Annotated in this window: 13 protein-coding genes; all 13 read left to right on the top strand. The window is 64.1% G+C overall.

Going from position 1 to position 15,982, the window contains the following annotated elements; all coding sequences use genetic code 11:
• Window positions 1-12: 12 nt before the first annotated feature.
• Window positions 13-762, top strand: coding sequence for a polyprenyl diphosphate synthase (uppS, locus tag NRG74_RS11040; protein WP_017639053.1), 750 nt, complete (start codon window positions 13-15; stop codon window positions 760-762).
• Complete coding sequence (locus NRG74_RS11035; RefSeq protein WP_064306764.1) at window positions 762-1,577, top strand: phosphatidate cytidylyltransferase; 816 nt, start codon at window positions 762-764, stop codon at window positions 1,575-1,577. Before uppS ends, NRG74_RS11035 begins: the two co-directional genes overlap by 1 nt.
• A complete protein-coding gene (ispC, locus tag NRG74_RS11030) occupies window positions 1,574-2,755 on the top strand; it encodes a 1-deoxy-D-xylulose-5-phosphate reductoisomerase (protein ID WP_037062975.1) in 1,182 nt (393 codons plus the stop codon). The genes NRG74_RS11035 and ispC overlap by 4 nt, the downstream gene beginning before the upstream one ends.
• A gap of 66 nt (window positions 2,756-2,821) precedes the next feature.
• The gene (gene rseP, locus NRG74_RS11025) at window positions 2,822-4,174 is read left to right on the top strand and encodes a sigma E protease regulator RseP (RefSeq protein ID WP_257706514.1); all 1,353 of its coding nucleotides are present in this window, start codon (window positions 2,822-2,824) and stop codon (window positions 4,172-4,174) included.
• A 73-nt stretch (window positions 4,175-4,247) separates the two neighbouring features.
• The gene (gene bamA / locus NRG74_RS11020; protein ID WP_231356594.1) at window positions 4,248-6,638 is read left to right on the top strand and encodes an outer membrane protein assembly factor BamA; all 2,391 of its coding nucleotides are present in this window, start codon (window positions 4,248-4,250) and stop codon (window positions 6,636-6,638) included.
• 39 nt (window positions 6,639-6,677) lie between these two features.
• A complete protein-coding gene (locus NRG74_RS11015; RefSeq protein WP_017639048.1) occupies window positions 6,678-7,181 on the top strand; it encodes an OmpH family outer membrane protein in 504 nt (167 codons plus the stop codon).
• Window positions 7,181-8,254: a UDP-3-O-(3-hydroxymyristoyl)glucosamine N-acyltransferase gene (lpxD, locus tag NRG74_RS11010; RefSeq protein ID WP_437181172.1), complete on the top strand. Its 1,074-nt coding sequence runs from the start codon at window positions 7,181-7,183 to the stop codon at window positions 8,252-8,254. Before NRG74_RS11015 ends, lpxD begins: the two co-directional genes overlap by 1 nt.
• A 45-nt stretch (window positions 8,255-8,299) precedes the next feature.
• Window positions 8,300-8,740: a 3-hydroxyacyl-ACP dehydratase FabZ gene (fabZ, locus tag NRG74_RS11005; protein ID WP_007159483.1), complete on the top strand. Its 441-nt coding sequence runs from the start codon at window positions 8,300-8,302 to the stop codon at window positions 8,738-8,740.
• Window positions 8,737-9,513, top strand: coding sequence for an acyl-ACP--UDP-N-acetylglucosamine O-acyltransferase (gene lpxA, locus NRG74_RS11000; RefSeq protein WP_007159482.1), 777 nt, complete (start codon window positions 8,737-8,739; stop codon window positions 9,511-9,513). Before fabZ ends, lpxA begins: the two co-directional genes overlap by 4 nt.
• A gap of 16 nt (window positions 9,514-9,529) precedes the next feature.
• Window positions 9,530-10,657: a lipid-A-disaccharide synthase gene (gene lpxB / locus NRG74_RS10995; protein ID WP_257706584.1), complete on the top strand. Its 1,128-nt coding sequence runs from the start codon at window positions 9,530-9,532 to the stop codon at window positions 10,655-10,657.
• Window positions 10,657-11,292, top strand: coding sequence for a ribonuclease HII (gene rnhB / locus NRG74_RS10990; RefSeq protein ID WP_257706513.1), 636 nt, complete (start codon window positions 10,657-10,659; stop codon window positions 11,290-11,292). Before lpxB ends, rnhB begins: the two co-directional genes overlap by 1 nt.
• A gap of 76 nt (window positions 11,293-11,368) precedes the next feature.
• Window positions 11,369-14,890, top strand: a complete 3,522-nt coding sequence (gene dnaE, locus NRG74_RS10985; RefSeq protein WP_017639043.1) for a DNA polymerase III subunit alpha — start codon at window positions 11,369-11,371, stop codon at window positions 14,888-14,890.
• Between the two features lie 140 nt (window positions 14,891-15,030).
• Complete coding sequence (locus NRG74_RS10980; RefSeq protein ID WP_017639042.1) at window positions 15,031-15,981, top strand: acetyl-CoA carboxylase carboxyltransferase subunit alpha; 951 nt, start codon at window positions 15,031-15,033, stop codon at window positions 15,979-15,981.
• The last annotated feature ends 1 nt before the right edge of the window (window position 15,982 follow it).

The following is a 15,982-nucleotide window of genomic DNA, read 5'->3' as shown; positions in this document are numbered from 1 at the left end:
TTGGGACGTAACATGGGCATGAGCAAGCCAGGCAAGGTGGTGCCACGTCACGTGGCGATCATCATGGATGGGAACAATCGCTGGGCGCGCCGTCGGTTGCTGCCGGGCGTCGCCGGTCACAAGGCCGGAGTGGACGCCGTGCGCGCGGTCATCGAGGTGTGCGGCGATGCGGGCGTCGAGGTGCTGACGCTGTTCGCCTTTTCCAGCGAGAACTGGCGGCGTCCGGCCGACGAGGTCGGCGCCCTGATGGAGCTCTTCCTGTCCGCCTTGCGGCGAGAGGCCAAGAAGCTGCATCAGAATGGCATCCGGCTGCGCATCATCGGTGATCGCTCGCTGTTCCACCCGGAACTGCAGGCGGCCATGGCGGAAGTCGAGGCACTCACTGCCCATCACACCCGGTTCGTGCTGCAGATCGCCGCCAACTACGGGGGGCAATGGGATATCACCCAGGCCGCCCAGCAGCTGGCGACGCAGGTCCAGCAGGGGTCGCTGCAGCCGGGTGACATCACGCCTGAGCTGCTGCAGGGCTGCCTGGCGACCGCTGACCTGCCGTTGCCCGACCTGTGCATCCGCACGGGTGGCGAGCGGCGGGTCAGCAACTTCCTGCTCTGGCAGATCGCCTATGCCGAGCTGTATTTTTCCGACCTGTTCTGGCCGGACTTCAAGCACGAGGCCATGCATGCCGCGCTGGCCGACTTCGCCACCCGCCAACGGCGGTTCGGCCGGACCTGCGAACAGGTGGAAGCGGAGCTACGCGCCTAATGCTGAAGCAGCGAGTTATCACGGCGATGGTGCTCCTGCCCATCGCCCTGGCCGGATTTTTCTGGCTGGAAGGGGCGGCCTTCGCCTTGTTCATTGGTGCGGTCGTGGTCCTGGGTGCCTGGGAGTGGGCACGTTTGGCGGGTCTGGAAACCCAGCCGCTGCGTTGTGCCTATGCCGCCGTCGTGGCGCTGGCGCTGCTGCTCTGCTGGTGGTTGCCGGCGGGGGCTCACGGACTGCTGTTCATCAGCCTGGCCTGGTGGCTCTATGCGACCGTGCTGGTGCTCACCTATCCCGATAGCGCTCGTGCCTGGCAGGCCTCCTGGCGACGCCTGCTGATCGGGCTGGTGGTGCTGGTTCCAGCTTGGCAGGGGCTGATGCTGCTCAAGGCGGCACCGGGTGGCAATCTACTGATTCTCGAAGTGATGATGCTGGTGTGGCTGGCCGACATCTTCGCCTATTTCTCCGGACGGGCCTTTGGCAAGCGCAAGCTGGCACCGGCGGTGAGTCCGGGCAAGAGCTGGGAAGGCCTCTATGGTGGCCTGGCCGCGGCGCTGGTGGCGACCCTGGTGCTCGGTCTGGTCCGTGGCTGGGGTCTGGGTGACCTCATGCAGGCGCTCATCGGCGCGGCCTGCGTGGTGCTGATTTCCGTGGTGGGTGATCTCACCGAAAGCATGTTCAAGCGTCAGGCCGGGCTCAAGGACAGCAGTCAACTGCTGCCGGGGCACGGTGGCGTACTGGATCGCATCGACAGCCTCACGGCCGCCGTACCGCTGTTCGCGCTGCTGCTCTGGTGGGCCGGCTGGGGTGTCCAGTGAGTCTCCAACGGCTTTGCGTGCTGGGTGCGACCGGCTCCATCGGTGCCAGCACCCTGGATGTAGTAGCGCGGCACCCTGAGCGTTATCGGATCTTTGCCTTGAGCGGGCATCGTCGCCTGAATGAGCTGGCTGATCTCTGCCGACGTTTCCAGCCGGTCTATGCGGCCGTGCCGGATCAGGCGTCCGCCGACTGCTTGGCCGGCCTGCTGCGAGGGGCTGAAATGCTCCCCGAGATCCTGGTGGGCGAGGGTGGCCTGGAGGCTATCGCCGCTCATCCTCAGGTCGATACCGTCATGGCGGCCATCGTTGGCGCGGCCGGGCTGAAGCCGACACTGGCGGCGGTCAAGGCTGGCAAGCGCGTGCTGCTGGCCAACAAGGAAGCCCTGGTCATGAGCGGCGCGCTCTTCATTGAGGCGGTGCAGGCCAGTGGCGCGACCCTGCTGCCCATCGACAGCGAGCACAACGCCATCTTCCAGTGCCTGGCCGATCCGGCGACACCCGGCCTGGCGCGCAAGGGCGTACGACGCATCCTGCTCACCGCCTCGGGTGGTCCGTTCCGCGAGACACCGGCCGAGCAGCTGGTCGAGGTGACGCCGGACCAGGCCTGTGCCCATCCCAAGTGGTCCATGGGTCGCAAGATTTCGGTGGACTCCGCGACCCTGATGAACAAGGGCTTGGAGTTGATCGAGGCGTGCTGGCTGTTCGAGGCGACACCTGAACAGGTCGAGGTGGTCATCCATCCCCAGAGCGTGATTCATTCGCTGGTCGACTATGTGGACGGTTCGGTGCTGGCCCAGTTGGGCAATCCCGATATGCGCACCCCCATTGCCCATGCCCTGGCCTGGCCCGAGCGAATCGACTCCGGAGTCACGGCGCTGGATCTGTTCGAAATCGGCCGGCTCGAGTTCGAGCGCCCTGACGAAGCGCGCTTTCCTTGCTTGCGTCTGGCCCGGGAAGCCGCTCAGGCGGGTGGTTGCATGCCGGCGACGCTCAATGCCGCCAACGAAGTCGCCGTCGAGGCCTTTCTCGCGGGTCAATTGGGTTTTACCGAGATCCCGCAACTGATCGAGTCGGTGCTCAAGGGTGTCGAGCCCGGTCCGGCCGCCGATCTGGACGCGGTTTTCGCAGCCGACAATACCGCTCGGCAGCTGGCTCGGGAGTGGTTGGCGAGACGCTGATCCCGCGCCTCGACACCTGACCTGCGAGTCCGCAGAATCGGCACACTGAGGTAGCGGAGGCAGCCAATGTCCATCCTTTATACGATACTGGGAACCCTGATCGCCCTGGGCGTCCTGGTGACCATTCACGAGTATGGCCATTTCTGGACGGCGCGCCGGTGCGGCGTCAAGGTCCTGCGCTTTTCCGTCGGTTTTGGCAAGCCGCTGCTGCGCTGGCACGATCGCCACGGCACCGAATTCGTGGTGGCCGCGATCCCACTGGGCGGCTACGTGAAGATGCTGGACGAGCGCGAAGCGCCGGTGGCCCCTGAAGATCAGCATGCCGCCTTCAACCGCAAGACGGTACGCCAGCGCATCGCCATCGTCGCCGCCGGTCCGATCGCCAACTTCCTGCTCGCCATCCTGTTCTTCTGGATGTTGGCCATGCTGGGTTCCCAGCAGCCGCGGCCGGTCGTGGGCGGCATCACGCCCGATACGCTGGCTGCCACCGCAGGCATCCCCGTCGGCGCTGAGCTGACCGCGGTGGATGACGCCGCTGTGGACAGCTGGTCGGCAGTCAATCTGCGCCTGGTCGATCGTCTGGGTGAAAGTGGTCCGCTGCGCCTGAGTTACCGGGTGCCGGGCACCACCGCCGAGCAGCGCACGGTCATCCAGCTCGACGCCTGGCTGCGCGGTGCGGAAGATCCCGATCCGATCCAGGCCCTGGGCCTGAAACCCTGGCGGCCACAGATTCCGGCAGTCTTCGCCGAGCTGGATCCGGCCGGTCCGGCGAAAGCGGCCGGCCTGCAGACGGGGGATCGCCTGATCGCCCTGAACGATACGGCGATCAGCGATTGGCAGCAGGCGGTGGAGTGGGTGCGGGCGCACCCCGATCAGCAGGTCAAGGTCACCTATGAACGCGAGGGTCAGCGGCGGGATCTGTCCCTACGTTTGGACGCGCGGCGGGTCGATTCCACCGACGCCGGCTACCTCGGCGCCGGTGTGGCACCGGTCAAGTGGCCGGCGGAAATGGTTCGCGAAATCAGCTATGGACCCGTCGCCGCCGTAGGGGAGGGTATCGGTCGGACCTGGCAGATGAGCGTGCTGACGCTGGTTTCCCTGAAGAAGATGCTCTTGGGAGAGCTGTCGGTAAAAAACTTGAGCGGGCCGATAACCATTGCTAAAGTGGCGGGCGCTTCCGCTCAGTCAGGCCTGGGGGATTTCCTCAATTTTCTGGCGTACCTGAGCATAAGCCTGGGGGTTCTGAATCTGTTGCCTATCCCTGTGCTCGACGGTGGTCATCTGGTCTTCTACTTCGTCGAGTGGATTCGCGGGCGGCCCTTGTCCGAGCGTGTACAGACATGGGGCATGCAGATCGGTATTAGCCTCGTCGTGGGTGTGATGCTGCTGGCCTTGGTCAATGACCTCGGTCGCCTCTGACACTCTGCTGATTGCCGAATCTGCCGCCCAGTGCGGCAGATTCTTTATTTGCCAGTTGGAATAAAAGGGACTCATGAAACGCCTGCTGCTACCTGCGGTAATAGCCGCGCTGATGATCGGCGAGGTACACGCCGAGTCCTTCACCATCTCCGATATCCGCGTCAACGGACTGCAACGAGTATCGTCCGGCAGCGTCTTCGGTGCCCTGCCGCTCAATGTCGGCGAGTCCGTCGACGACAACAAGTTGGCCGAAGCCTCCCGCTCACTCTTCCGTACCGGATTCTTCCAGGACATCCAGCTGGGCCGTGACGGCAACGTCCTGGTCGTGAATCTGGTCGAGCGTCCCTCCATTTCCAGCATCACCCTGGAAGGCAACAAGGCGATCTCCAGCGACGACCTGATGAAGGGCCTCAAGCAGGCCGGTCTCGCCGAGGGCGAGATCTTCCAGCGTGCGACGCTGGAAGGCGTGCGCAACGAACTGCTGCGCCAGTACGTCGCCCAGGGCCGTTATTCCGCCAGCATCGACGCCGAAGTGGTGCCGCAGCCCCGTAACCGGGTGCAGCTGAAGATCACCGTCAACGAGGGCGAGGTCGCGACCATCTCCCACGTCAATGTGGTGGGCAACACGGTCTTCGCCGAGGATGACCTCACCTCGCTGTTTGAACTCAAGCCGAGCAACTGGTTGTCGTTCTTCCGTAACGATGACAAGTACTCCCGGGAAAAGTTGGCGGGTGACCTGGAGCGCCTGCGTTCCTATTACCTGGACCGCGGCTACATCAACATGGACATCACCTCGACCCAGGTGTCCATCACGCCCGACAAGAAGCACGTCTACATCACGGTCAACGTCAACGAAGGGCAGAAGTACACCGTTCGTGAAGTCAAGCTGTCCGGCGACCTCAAGGTGCCGGAGGAAGAGCTGCGCAAACTGATGCTGGTCCAGCCGGGCCAGGTCTTCTCGCGCAAGGTCATGACCAGTACCTCGGATCTGATCACCCGCCGCCTGGGCAACGAAGGCTACACCTTCGCCAACGTCAACGGTCTGCCCGAGCCCCATGACGACGACCACAGCGTGTCCCTGACCTATGTGGTCGATCCGGGCAAGCGTGCCTACGTCAATCGCATCAACTTCCGCGGCAACACCAAGACCGAGGACGAGGTGCTGCGTCGCGAGATGCGCCAGATGGAAGGCGGATGGGCGTCCACCTACCTCATCGACCAGTCCAAGACCCGTCTCGAACGCCTGGGCTACTTCAAGGAAGTCAAGGTCGAGACGCCCCAGGTACCGGGCACCGACGACATGGTCGACGTCAACTACAACGTCGAAGAGCAGCCGTCCGGCTCCATCACCGCCAGCATCGGCTTCGCCCAGAGCGCCGGTCTGATCCTCGGTGGTTCCATCAGCCAGAACAACTTCCTCGGTACCGGCAACCAGGTCAGCATCGGTCTGACCCGTTCCCAGTACCAGAGTCGCTACAACTTCAGTTTCACCGATCCCTACTTCACGCCGGATGGCGTGAGTCTGGGCTACAACATCTTCTATCGCAGCACCGACTACAGCAAACTGTACGACAGTGACGTCTCCTACTACTCGATCAACAGCCTGGGTACCGGTGTCACCCTGGGCTATCCGATCAGCGAGACCTCGCGCCTGACCTATGGTCTGAGCGTGCAGAAGGACGAGATCAATCCCGGTACCTACAGCGCCGACGAGATCTACGATTTCGTCCAGCGTGAAGGGGACAACTTCACCAACTTCAAGGCCAGCATCGGCTGGTCGAGCTCGACGCTGAACCGCGGCGTGCTGCCGACCCGTGGTGCCTCCCAGAGCCTGACCGGCCAGATTACCATCCCGGGCAGCGACCTGAGCTTCTACAAGCTCGACTACCGCGGCCAGCTGTTCACCCCGCTGACCGACACTACCGCGCTGCGCTTCCATACCGAGCTGGGTTACGGCGACGGCTATGGCAGCACCGATGGCCTGCCGTTCTACGAGAACTACTACGCCGGTGGCTTCAACTCGGTACGGGGTTTCGAGGACAGCAGCCTGGGTCCGCGTACAACCCCTCCGCGGTACATCAATGATGATCCTGCTCTTGGTACCAAGTACGGGTCCCAAGGTCAGGGCTATCGCGATCGGGAAAACGACGAGGCCTTTGGTGGCAACGTCCTGATCACCGGTGGTGTGGAATACCTGTTCCCCTTGCCTTTCGTGAAGGATCAGAAGTCCCTGCGGACCGTCTTGTTCTGGGACGTAGGTAATGTGTTCAGCACCAAGTGCTACCTGGGCTCGACGAAGAACTGCGGCGATGTCAGCTTCTCCAACATGGCCAGCTCCGTTGGTGTCGGTGTGACCTGGGTTACCGCCCTGGGTCCGCTGAGCTTCAGCCTGGGCGTTCCGGTCAAGAAGCCGACCAACTCCGATCCGCAGGTCTTCCAGTTCTCGCTGGGTCAGACGTTCTGACCCCAGGCTACACCTTTGCGCTTTACGCAGGAGTCAACTGTGCACAAGTACACCCGTTACGCTCTGTTCGCTGCCGTTCTCGTCGCCGCTCCGGTGTTCGCCGATACCAAGATCGCCGTGCTGAACTACCAGATGGCCCTGCTGGAATCCGATGCCGCCAAGAAGTACGCGGTGGATTCCGAGAAGAAGTTCGGTCCCCAGCTGAACAAGCTCAAGGGCCTGGAAAGCTCCGCCAAGGACATCCAGGACAAGCTCAACAAGGGCGGTGACAAGCTGGCCCAGGCCGAGCGTACCCGCCTGGAGAACGACTTCCGCCAGAAGGCCCGGGACTTCCAGTTCCAGTCCAAGGAACTCAACGATGCCAAGGCGGCGTCGGATCGTGACATGCTCAAGCTGCTCAAGCCGCGCCTGGACAAGGCCGTGGAAGAGGTGCTGAAGAAGGGCGATTACGATCTGGTGCTCGAGCGCGGTGCCGTGGTGGACGTGAAGCCGCAATACGACATCACCCGTCAGGTGATCGAGCGCATGAACGCGGGTCGTTGATGAGCCATACCACCTTTACGCTGGGCGAACTGGCGCAGTGGCTGGAAAGCCGCCAGTTGACCGTGGAGTTACGCGGTTCGTCCGAGCGCCTGGTAACCGGTCTGGCTACCCTGCCCGAGGCCGGTCCTGAGCAGTTGAGTTTTCTAGCCAATCCGCAGTACCGCCGCTTCCTGGCCGATACCCAGGCCGGGGCCGTGCTGCTGACGGAAAAGGACGCCGACGGCTATGCCGGTGACGCCCTGATCCTGGCGAACCCCTATCTGGCCTACGCGCGGCTTTCCCATCTGTTCGATCGCAAGCCGCGCAGCGCGGCCGGTATCCATCCCACGGCGCTGGTCGCGGCGGATGCCGAGGTCGATCCGACGGCGGCCATCGGTCCCTATGTGGTGATCGAGGCGCAGGCGCGCATCGGCGCGGGCGTCAGTCTGGGCGCCCACTGCGTGGTGGGTGCGCGGAGCGTCATTGGGGCCGACAGCTGGCTGGCGCCCCGGGTCACGCTCTACCACGACGTGACCATCGGCGAGCGTGCCGTGGTGCAATCGGGTGCCGTGATCGGTGCCGAGGGCTTCGGCTTCGCCAACGAGGGTGGTCAGTGGCAGAAGATCGCCCAGCTGGGTGGGGTGCTGATCGGCGACGACGTCGAGATTGGTGCCAACACCACCATCGACCGCGGCGCCCTGGCGAACACGGTCATCAGCAATGGCGTCAAGCTCGACAACCAGATCATGATCGCGCACAACGTCCAGGTCGGTGAGCACACCGCCATGGCCGCCTGCGTGGGCATCTCTGGCAGTACCAAGATCGGCAAGCACTGCACCATCGCCGGTGGCGTGGGCATGGTCGGTCATATCGAGGTGTGCGACCACGTGTTCGTCACCGGTATGACCATGGTGACCCGCTCGATTACCGAGCCCGGCGCCTATTCCTCCGGTACGGCGATGCAGCCGGCCGGTGAATGGAAGAAGAGCGCCGCGCGGATTCGTCACCTCGACGACATGGCCCGCCGTCTGCAACATCTGGAAAAAATCGTTGCTACCGTGACCTCGCGGGATGACGCTGCTTCTGATGCTTGATTCTGCATCGGATGTTTCCCCTTTCTGAACAGGCCTTCCCCGACCATGATGGACATCAACGAGATCCGCGAATATCTCCCGCATCGCTATCCCTTTCTGTTAGTGGATCGCGTGCTGGAGCTGGATATCGAAGCCAAGCGCATTCGTGCCTACAAGAACGTCAGCATCAACGAACCGTTCTTTACCGGCCACTTCCCCCAGCACCCGATCATGCCGGGCGTGCTGATCGTCGAAGCCATGGCGCAGGCCGCTGGCGTGCTCGGTTTCAAGATGATGAATTCCTCGCCGGCCGATGGCACCCTGTACTACTTCGTCGGATCGGATAAGCTGCGTTTTCGCCAGCCGGTGACGCCGGGCGATCAGCTGATGCTCGACGCCCGCTTCATCAGTACCAAGCGCGGCATCTGGAAATTCGAATGCCACGCCAGTGTGGACGACAAGCCGGTCTGCTCGGCTGAAATCATCTGTGCGGAACGCAAGCTATGACGTTGATTGACCCCAGGGCTATCGTCGACCCCAAGGCACGGCTCGCCGCCGATGTCCAGGTCGGCCCCTGGTCGATCATCGGACCGGATGTCGAGATTGGCGAAGGGACCGTCATCGGGCCTCACGTCATCCTCAAGGGTCCGACCGTGATCGGACGTCACAATCGTATCTTCCAGTTCTCGTCCATCGGCGAGGATACGCCCGATCTCAAGTACCAGGGCGAACCGACCCGGCTGCGGATCGGCGATCACAACACCATTCGCGAAGGGGTCACCATCCATCGCGGTACCGTGCAGGATCGGGAAGAGACGACCCTTGGCGATCACAACCTGCTGATGGCCTATGTGCACATCGGCCATGACAGCGTGATCGGCAATCACTGCATCCTGGTCAACAACACGGCCCTCGCCGGGCACGTGCATGTCGACGACTGGGCGATCCTGTCCGGCTATACCCTGGTGCATCAGTTCTGCCGCATCGGTGCCCACAGCTTTTCCGGCATGGGCACGGCCATCGGCAAGGACGTACCGGCCTATGTCACGGTGTTCGGCAATCCGGCCGAAGCCCGCAGTATGAACTTCGAAGGCATGCGTCGCCGGGGCTTCTCGGCCGAAGCCATCAAGGAATTGCGCCGCGCCTACAAGGTGGTCTATCGCCAGGGGCTGACCGTCGATGACGCCCTGCGTGAGCTGGAGCCAGTGGCTCAGCAGTTTCCCGAGGTGGCGGTGTTCCGTGATTCCATCCTGAGTGCGACGCGTGGCATCACCCGCTGAGTTCGCCCAACGCCCGCTGCGCGTGGCGCTGGTGGCAGGGGAGGCGTCGGGTGATCTGCTCGGCGCCGGCCTGATGCAGGCGCTGCGTGAACAGCACCCGAATATCTCCTTCATGGGCGTGGGCGGTCCGCGGATGGAAGCCGAAGGGCTGGTGTCCGAATTTCCCATGGAACGCCTGGCGGTCATGGGGCTGGTCGAGGTACTCGGCCGCCTGCGTGAACTGCTGGGTCGGCGCAAGGCGCTGATCGCTCAGTTGCTCGACGCCCGTCCCGACGTCTTCATCGGTATCGATGCTCCGGATTTCGTCCTCGAAATCGAAGCCCAGCTGCATCGCGCGGGCATACCGGCGGTGCACTACGTCAGTCCCTCGGTCTGGGCCTGGCGCCAGAAGCGGGTGCTCAAGATCCGCGACGGCTGCGACCTGATGCTGACCCTGTTTCCCTTCGAAGCCCGTTTCTACGAAGAGCAGCAGGTGCCCGTGCGCTTCGTCGGCCATCCGCTGGCCGATACCATTCCCCTGGACAGCGACCGCCTGGCGGCCAGACAGGCCTTGGGCCTGCCGGAAGAGGGTACGGTCATCGCCCTGTTGCCGGGCAGTCGCGGTGGCGAAGTAGGGCGCCTCGGTGCGCTGTTCCTCGACGCTGCCGCCCAGTTGCTGGCCGTGCGTCCTGATGTGCGCTTCGTGCTGCCCTGTGCCAATGCCGCGCGGCGGGCGCAGGTGGAGCAACTGCTGGAAGGCCGGCCGCCGCTGCCGCTGCTGCTGACCGATGGGCGTTCCCATGAGGTGCTGGCCGCCTGTGATGGCGTGCTGATCGCCTCGGGCACTGCGACCCTGGAGACGCTGCTGTTCAAGCGACCCATGGTGGTGGCCTATCGGGTGGCCCCCCTGACCTATCTGATCCTCAAGCAGCTGGTGAAGAGCCCCTACATCTCGCTGCCCAACCTCCTGGCCGGGCGCAAGCTGGTGCCGGAGCTGATCCAGCACGAGGCGACCCCGGAGCGGCTGGTGGCCGAACTCCTGCCGCTGCTGGAGCAGCCGCAGCAGCAGACCGACAGCTTCGCGGCCATCCATCACAGCCTGAGGCGCGATGCCTCGGTCCAGGCGGCCACTGCCGTGCTGGATCTCCTGCGGCAGCGTGGCTGATGCAGCTGGGCCTGGATTTCAACTTGGTCGAGGCGCTGGTCGCCGGCGTCGACGAAGTCGGTCGCGGTCCGCTGTGCGGCGCCGTGGTCACGGCTGCGGTGATCCTCGATCCGGGCAAGCCCATCCTCGGCCTGAACGATTCGAAGAAGCTGTCGCTGGCGCGCCGCGAAGCCCTGTTCGACGAGATCCAGGAAAAGGCCCTGGCCTGGTGCGTGGCCCGCGCCGAGGTCGCCGAGATCGACCGGCTGAACATCCTGCACGCCACCATGCTGGCCATGCAGCGCGCGGTCGAGGGGCTCCACGTGCAGCCGCGGCTGGCCCTGATCGATGGCAATCGCTGTCCCAAGCTGGCGGTGCCCAGTGCGCCGGTGGTGAAGGGCGACAGCCAGGTCCCGGCGATCGCCGCGGCGTCCATCCTGGCCAAGGTGAGTCGCGATCGCGAGATGCAGGTGCTGGATGCCCTCTATCCGGGCTATGGCCTGGCCGGGCACAAGGGCTATCCCACCGCCGAGCATCTGGACGCGCTCCGGCGCCTCGGGCCCACGCCCATCCACCGGCGCTCCTTCGCGCCGGTGCGCGATGCCTGGCACACCCTCGAGACCCAGGCCTCCACCCAGATCGTCGCGACCTACTGACGGCCGTCGCGGCGTTCTGACCCCGGGTCGACAATCCAGTACAATCTCGCGCCTCATGCATCAAGGGGTCTCTGCCATGTCCGCATCCTTCGTCCACCTGCGTCTCCACACGGAATACTCCCTGGTCGACGGGATCGTGCGGGTGAAGGGGCTGGTCAAGGCTGCCGAAGCCGCCGGAATGCCGGCCGTGGCGGTGACCGACCAAGGCAACCTCTGTTCGCTGGTCAAGTTCTACAAGGCCGCCATGGGCGCCGGGATCAAGCCCATCGCCGGCGCCGATATCTGGTTGGCCGGTCGCGAAGGCGACGCGCCCCTGACCCGCATGACCCTGCTGGTCATGAACGCCAAGGGCTATCGCAACCTGACCGAGCTGCTGTCCCGGGGTTTCCAGGAAGGTCAGCAGGACGGCCAGATCGTCATCCAGCGCGACTGGGTGAAGGAAGCCAATGAAGGTCTGATCGCCCTGTCCGGTTCCAAGGAGGGCGAGATCGGCCTGGCGCTGCTCGAAGGCGATCTGGCCCTGGCCGATCAGTTGTTCGAGGAATGGCAGCAGGTCTTCCAGGAGCGCTTCTATCTGGAGGTGCAGCGCACCGAAAGAGCCGGTGACGAAGAACATCTGCATGCCGCCGTGGCCTTGGCCGATCGCTGCGGTGGCGCGCTGGTGGCGACCAACGACGTGCGCTTTCTCAAGGCCGAGGACTTCGAGGCCCACGAGACCCGCGTCTGCATCGGCGAGGGCCGTCCGCTGGACGATCCTCGTCGCGAGCGCAAGTACAGCGACCAGCAGTACCTGAAGTCGGCGGCCGAGATGGCCGAGCTGTTCAGCGACCTGCCCGAGGCGCTGGAAAACACCGTCGAGATCGCCAAGCGCTGCAACATCGAAATCCAGCTGGGCAAGTACTTCCTGCCCAACTTCCCGATTCCCAACGGGATGACCATCAACGACTACCTGCGCCACGTGTCCTTCGAGGGCTTGGAAGAGCGCCTGGCCGTGCTCTGGCCGCGCGAGACCACGCCGAACTACGAAGAGAAGCGCCAGGAGTACGTCGACCGACTCAACTTCGAGCTCGACATCATCATCCAGATGGGCTTCCCCGGTTACTTCCTCATCGTGATGGACTTCATCAAGTGGGCGAAGAACAACGGCGTACCGGTCGGCCCCGGCCGGGGCTCGGGTGCCGGCTCCCTGGTGGCCTATGTGCTCAAGATCACCGACCTCGATCCGCTGGCCTACGACCTGCTGTTCGAGCGCTTCCTCAACCCCGAACGGATCTCCATGCCCGACTTCGACGTCGACTTCTGCATGGACGGTCGTGACCGGGTGATCGAGTACGTGGCCGACCTCTACGGTCGCGAGGCGGTGAGCCAGATCATCACCTTCGGCACCATGGCGGCCAAGGCGGTGGTGCGCGACGTGGCGCGGGTGCAGGGCAAGTCCTATGGCCTGGCCGATCGTCTGTCGAAGATGATCCCCTTCGAAGTGGGCATGACCCTGCAGAAGGCCTTCGAACAGGAAGAGGTGCTGCGCGACTTCCTGGCGACCGACGAGGACGCCAAGGAAATCTGGGACATGGCCCTGAAGCTGGAAGGCATCACCCGCGGCACCGGCAAGCACGCCGGCGGCGTGGTGATCGCGCCGACCAAGCTGACCGACTTCTCGCCCATCGCCTGCGACGAAGACGGCAACGGCCTGGTGACCCAGTTCGACAAGGACGACGTCGAGCAGGCCGGCCTGGTCAAGTTCGACTTCCTCGGTCTGCGTACCCTGACCATCATCAAGTGGGCGCTGGAGACCATCAACCGCACGGAAGTGGAGGAGGGGCGCGAGCCGCTCAACATCGACTTCATCCCGCTGGACGACAAGCCGACCTATGCCCTGCTGCAGAAGGCCGAGACCACCGCCGTCTTCCAGCTGGAATCCCGCGGCATGAAGGAGCTGATCAAGAAGCTCAAGCCGGACTGCCTGGAAGACCTCATCGCCCTGGTGGCGCTGTTCCGCCCCGGCCCGCTGCAGTCGGGCATGGTGGACGATTTCATCAACCGCAAGCACGGCCGCGCCGAACTGGCCTATCCGCATCCGGACTACCAGTACGACGGTCTGCAGCCGGTGCTGGCGCCCACCTACGGCATCATCCTCTACCAGGAACAGGTGATGCAGATCGCCCAGGTCATGGGTGGCTACACCCTGGGCCAGGCGGACATGCTGCGCCGTGCCATGGGCAAGAAGAAGCCCGAGGAGATGGCCAAGCAGCGCGGCGGCTTCATCGAGGGTTGCGCCAACAACGGCATCGATGGCGAGCTGGCGGGCAACATCTTCGACCTGGTGGAGAAATTCGCCGGTTACGGCTTCAACAAGTCGCACTCGGCCGCCTACGGCCTGGTCTCCTACCAGACCGCCTGGCTGAAGACCCACTATCCGGCGCCCTTCATGGCCGCGGTGCTGTCGGCGGACATGCACAACACCGACAAGGTGGTGATCCTCATCGAGGAATGCCGCCACATGAAGCTGCGCATCGACACGCCGGACGTGAACATCTCCGAGTTTAAGTTCACCGTGAACGAAGGGGGGCGCATCGTCTACGGCCTGGGTGCCATCAAGGGCGTGGGCGAGGGGCCGGTGGAGGCCATCGTCGAGGCCCGTGCCGAAGGCCCCTTCAAGGATCTCTTCGATTTCTGCGCGCGGGTGGATCTCAAGCGCATCAACAAACGCACCCTGGAAGCCCTGATCCGCTCCGGTGCCCTGGACCGCCTGGGGCCGCATTACCACGACGAACTCAAGGCCTATCAGGCGACCATCGACCAGAATCGCGCCGTGCTGCTGGCGGCCATGGAAGAGGCCATCGCCTCGGCCGAGCAGACCGCGCGCAGTCACAACAGTGGTCACGTGGATCTCTTCGGTGGCGTCTTCGCCGAACCCGAGGCCGACGTCTATGCCAACCACCGTCGCGCCCGGGAGCTCAATCTCAAGGAGCGCCTGCGCGGGGAAAAGGAGACCCTGGGGCTGTACCTGACCGGTCACCCCATCGAGGAATACGAAGGCGAGGTGCGCCGGCTGGCGCGCCAGCGCATCGTCGACCTCAAGCCGTCGCGGGAAACCCAGACCGTGGCCGGGTTGATCGTCAACCTGCGGGTGATGAAGAACAAGCGCGGCGACAAGATGGGCTTCGTCACCCTGGACGACAGGTCCGGGCGCATCGAGGCCTCGCTGTTCGCCGAAGCCTTCAACGCCGCCCAGGCATTGCTGCAGACCGATGCTCTGGTGATCGTCGAGGGCGAGGTCAGCCAGGATGATTTTTCCGGTGGTCTGCGCCTGCGCGCCAAGCGGGTGCTGGGCTTGGAAGAGGCCCGTACCGCCCTGGCGGAGAGCCTCAGGATCGCCGTGCGCAGCGAGGCGCTGGCCGGCGATCGGCTGCGCTGGTTGGGCGAATTGTGCGGTCGCCATCGCGGCGCCTGTCCGGTCACCATCGACTACCAGGGGCCCACCGCGCGGGCGCTGCTGCAGTTTGGCGAGAACTACCGGATCGACCCGGCCGATGGCCTGATTCAAACCCTGCGTGACCAGTTCGGCAGGGAGAACGTCTTTCTCAACTATCGTTAAGTCCGAGCGCCTCGTGCGCTCCGTCCCAACCCTCGCCAGCGGCGGGTGCCGGTGACGTGGCAGGAGTCTCGACCTGCCTCGTCCGATCCCTTAAGGTAGGCGCCCCGGCCCCTGGCTCTAGATTGTAATAACGGATGCCCATGAACCCGAACTATCTCGATTTCGAACAGCCCATCGCCGATCTCCAGGCCAAGATCGAAGAACTTCGACTGGTCGGTAACGACAATGCGCTGAACATCAGTGACGAGATCGCCCGGTTGCAGGAGAAGAGTCAGGCGCTCACCAAGAGCATCTTCAGCGACCTGTCCAGCTGGCAGGTGGCCCGTCTGGCCCGGCATCCGCTGCGTCCCTATACCCTCGATTACATCAACTACCTGTTCAGCGATTTCGAAGAGCTGCACGGCGATCGTCACTTCGCCGACGATCCGGCCATCGTCGGGGGCATCGCCCGCCTGGAAGGTCGTCCGGTGATGATCATCGGCCACCAGAAGGGTCGTGAAGTCCGCGAGAAGGTCCGCCGCAACTTCGGCATGCCGCGTCCGGAGGGCTATCGCAAGGCCTGTCGCCTGATGGAAATGGCCGAGCGCTTCAAGATGCCGATCCTGACCTTCATCGACACTCCCGGTGCCTACCCGGGCATCGACGCCGAAGAGCGTGGCCAGAGCGAGGCCATCGCCTGGAACCTGCGCGTCATGGCGCGGCTGAAGACCCCCATCATCGCCACCGTGATCGGCGAGGGTGGTTCCGGTGGCGCCCTGGCCATCGGCGTCTGCGACCAGCTCAACATGCTGCAGCACTCCACCTATTCGGTGATCTCGCCGGAAGGTTGCGCCTCCATCCTGTGGAAGACCGCCGAGAAGGCCCCCGATGCCGCCGAGGCCATGGGCATCACCGCCGAGCGGCTGAAGAGCCTGAACATCGTCGATCAGGTGATCGATGAACCCCTGGGTGGCGCGCACCGCGATCCCCAGGCCATGGCCAACAGCCTGCGCACTGCGTTGCTGGAGCAGCTGGACGAGCTAAAGGGCTACGATATGCCGGCGCTGCTGGAGCGTCGCTACGAGCGCCTGATGAGCTACGGCATCGCCTGAT

Origin of the sequence: Pseudomonas oryzihabitans (genome assembly GCF_024652905.1) — a bacterium.
GTDB classification, from domain to species: Bacteria; Pseudomonadota; Gammaproteobacteria; order Pseudomonadales; family Pseudomonadaceae; genus Chryseomonas; species Chryseomonas benzopyrenica.
This window is presented reverse-complemented; position numbering and strand designations above follow the sequence as displayed.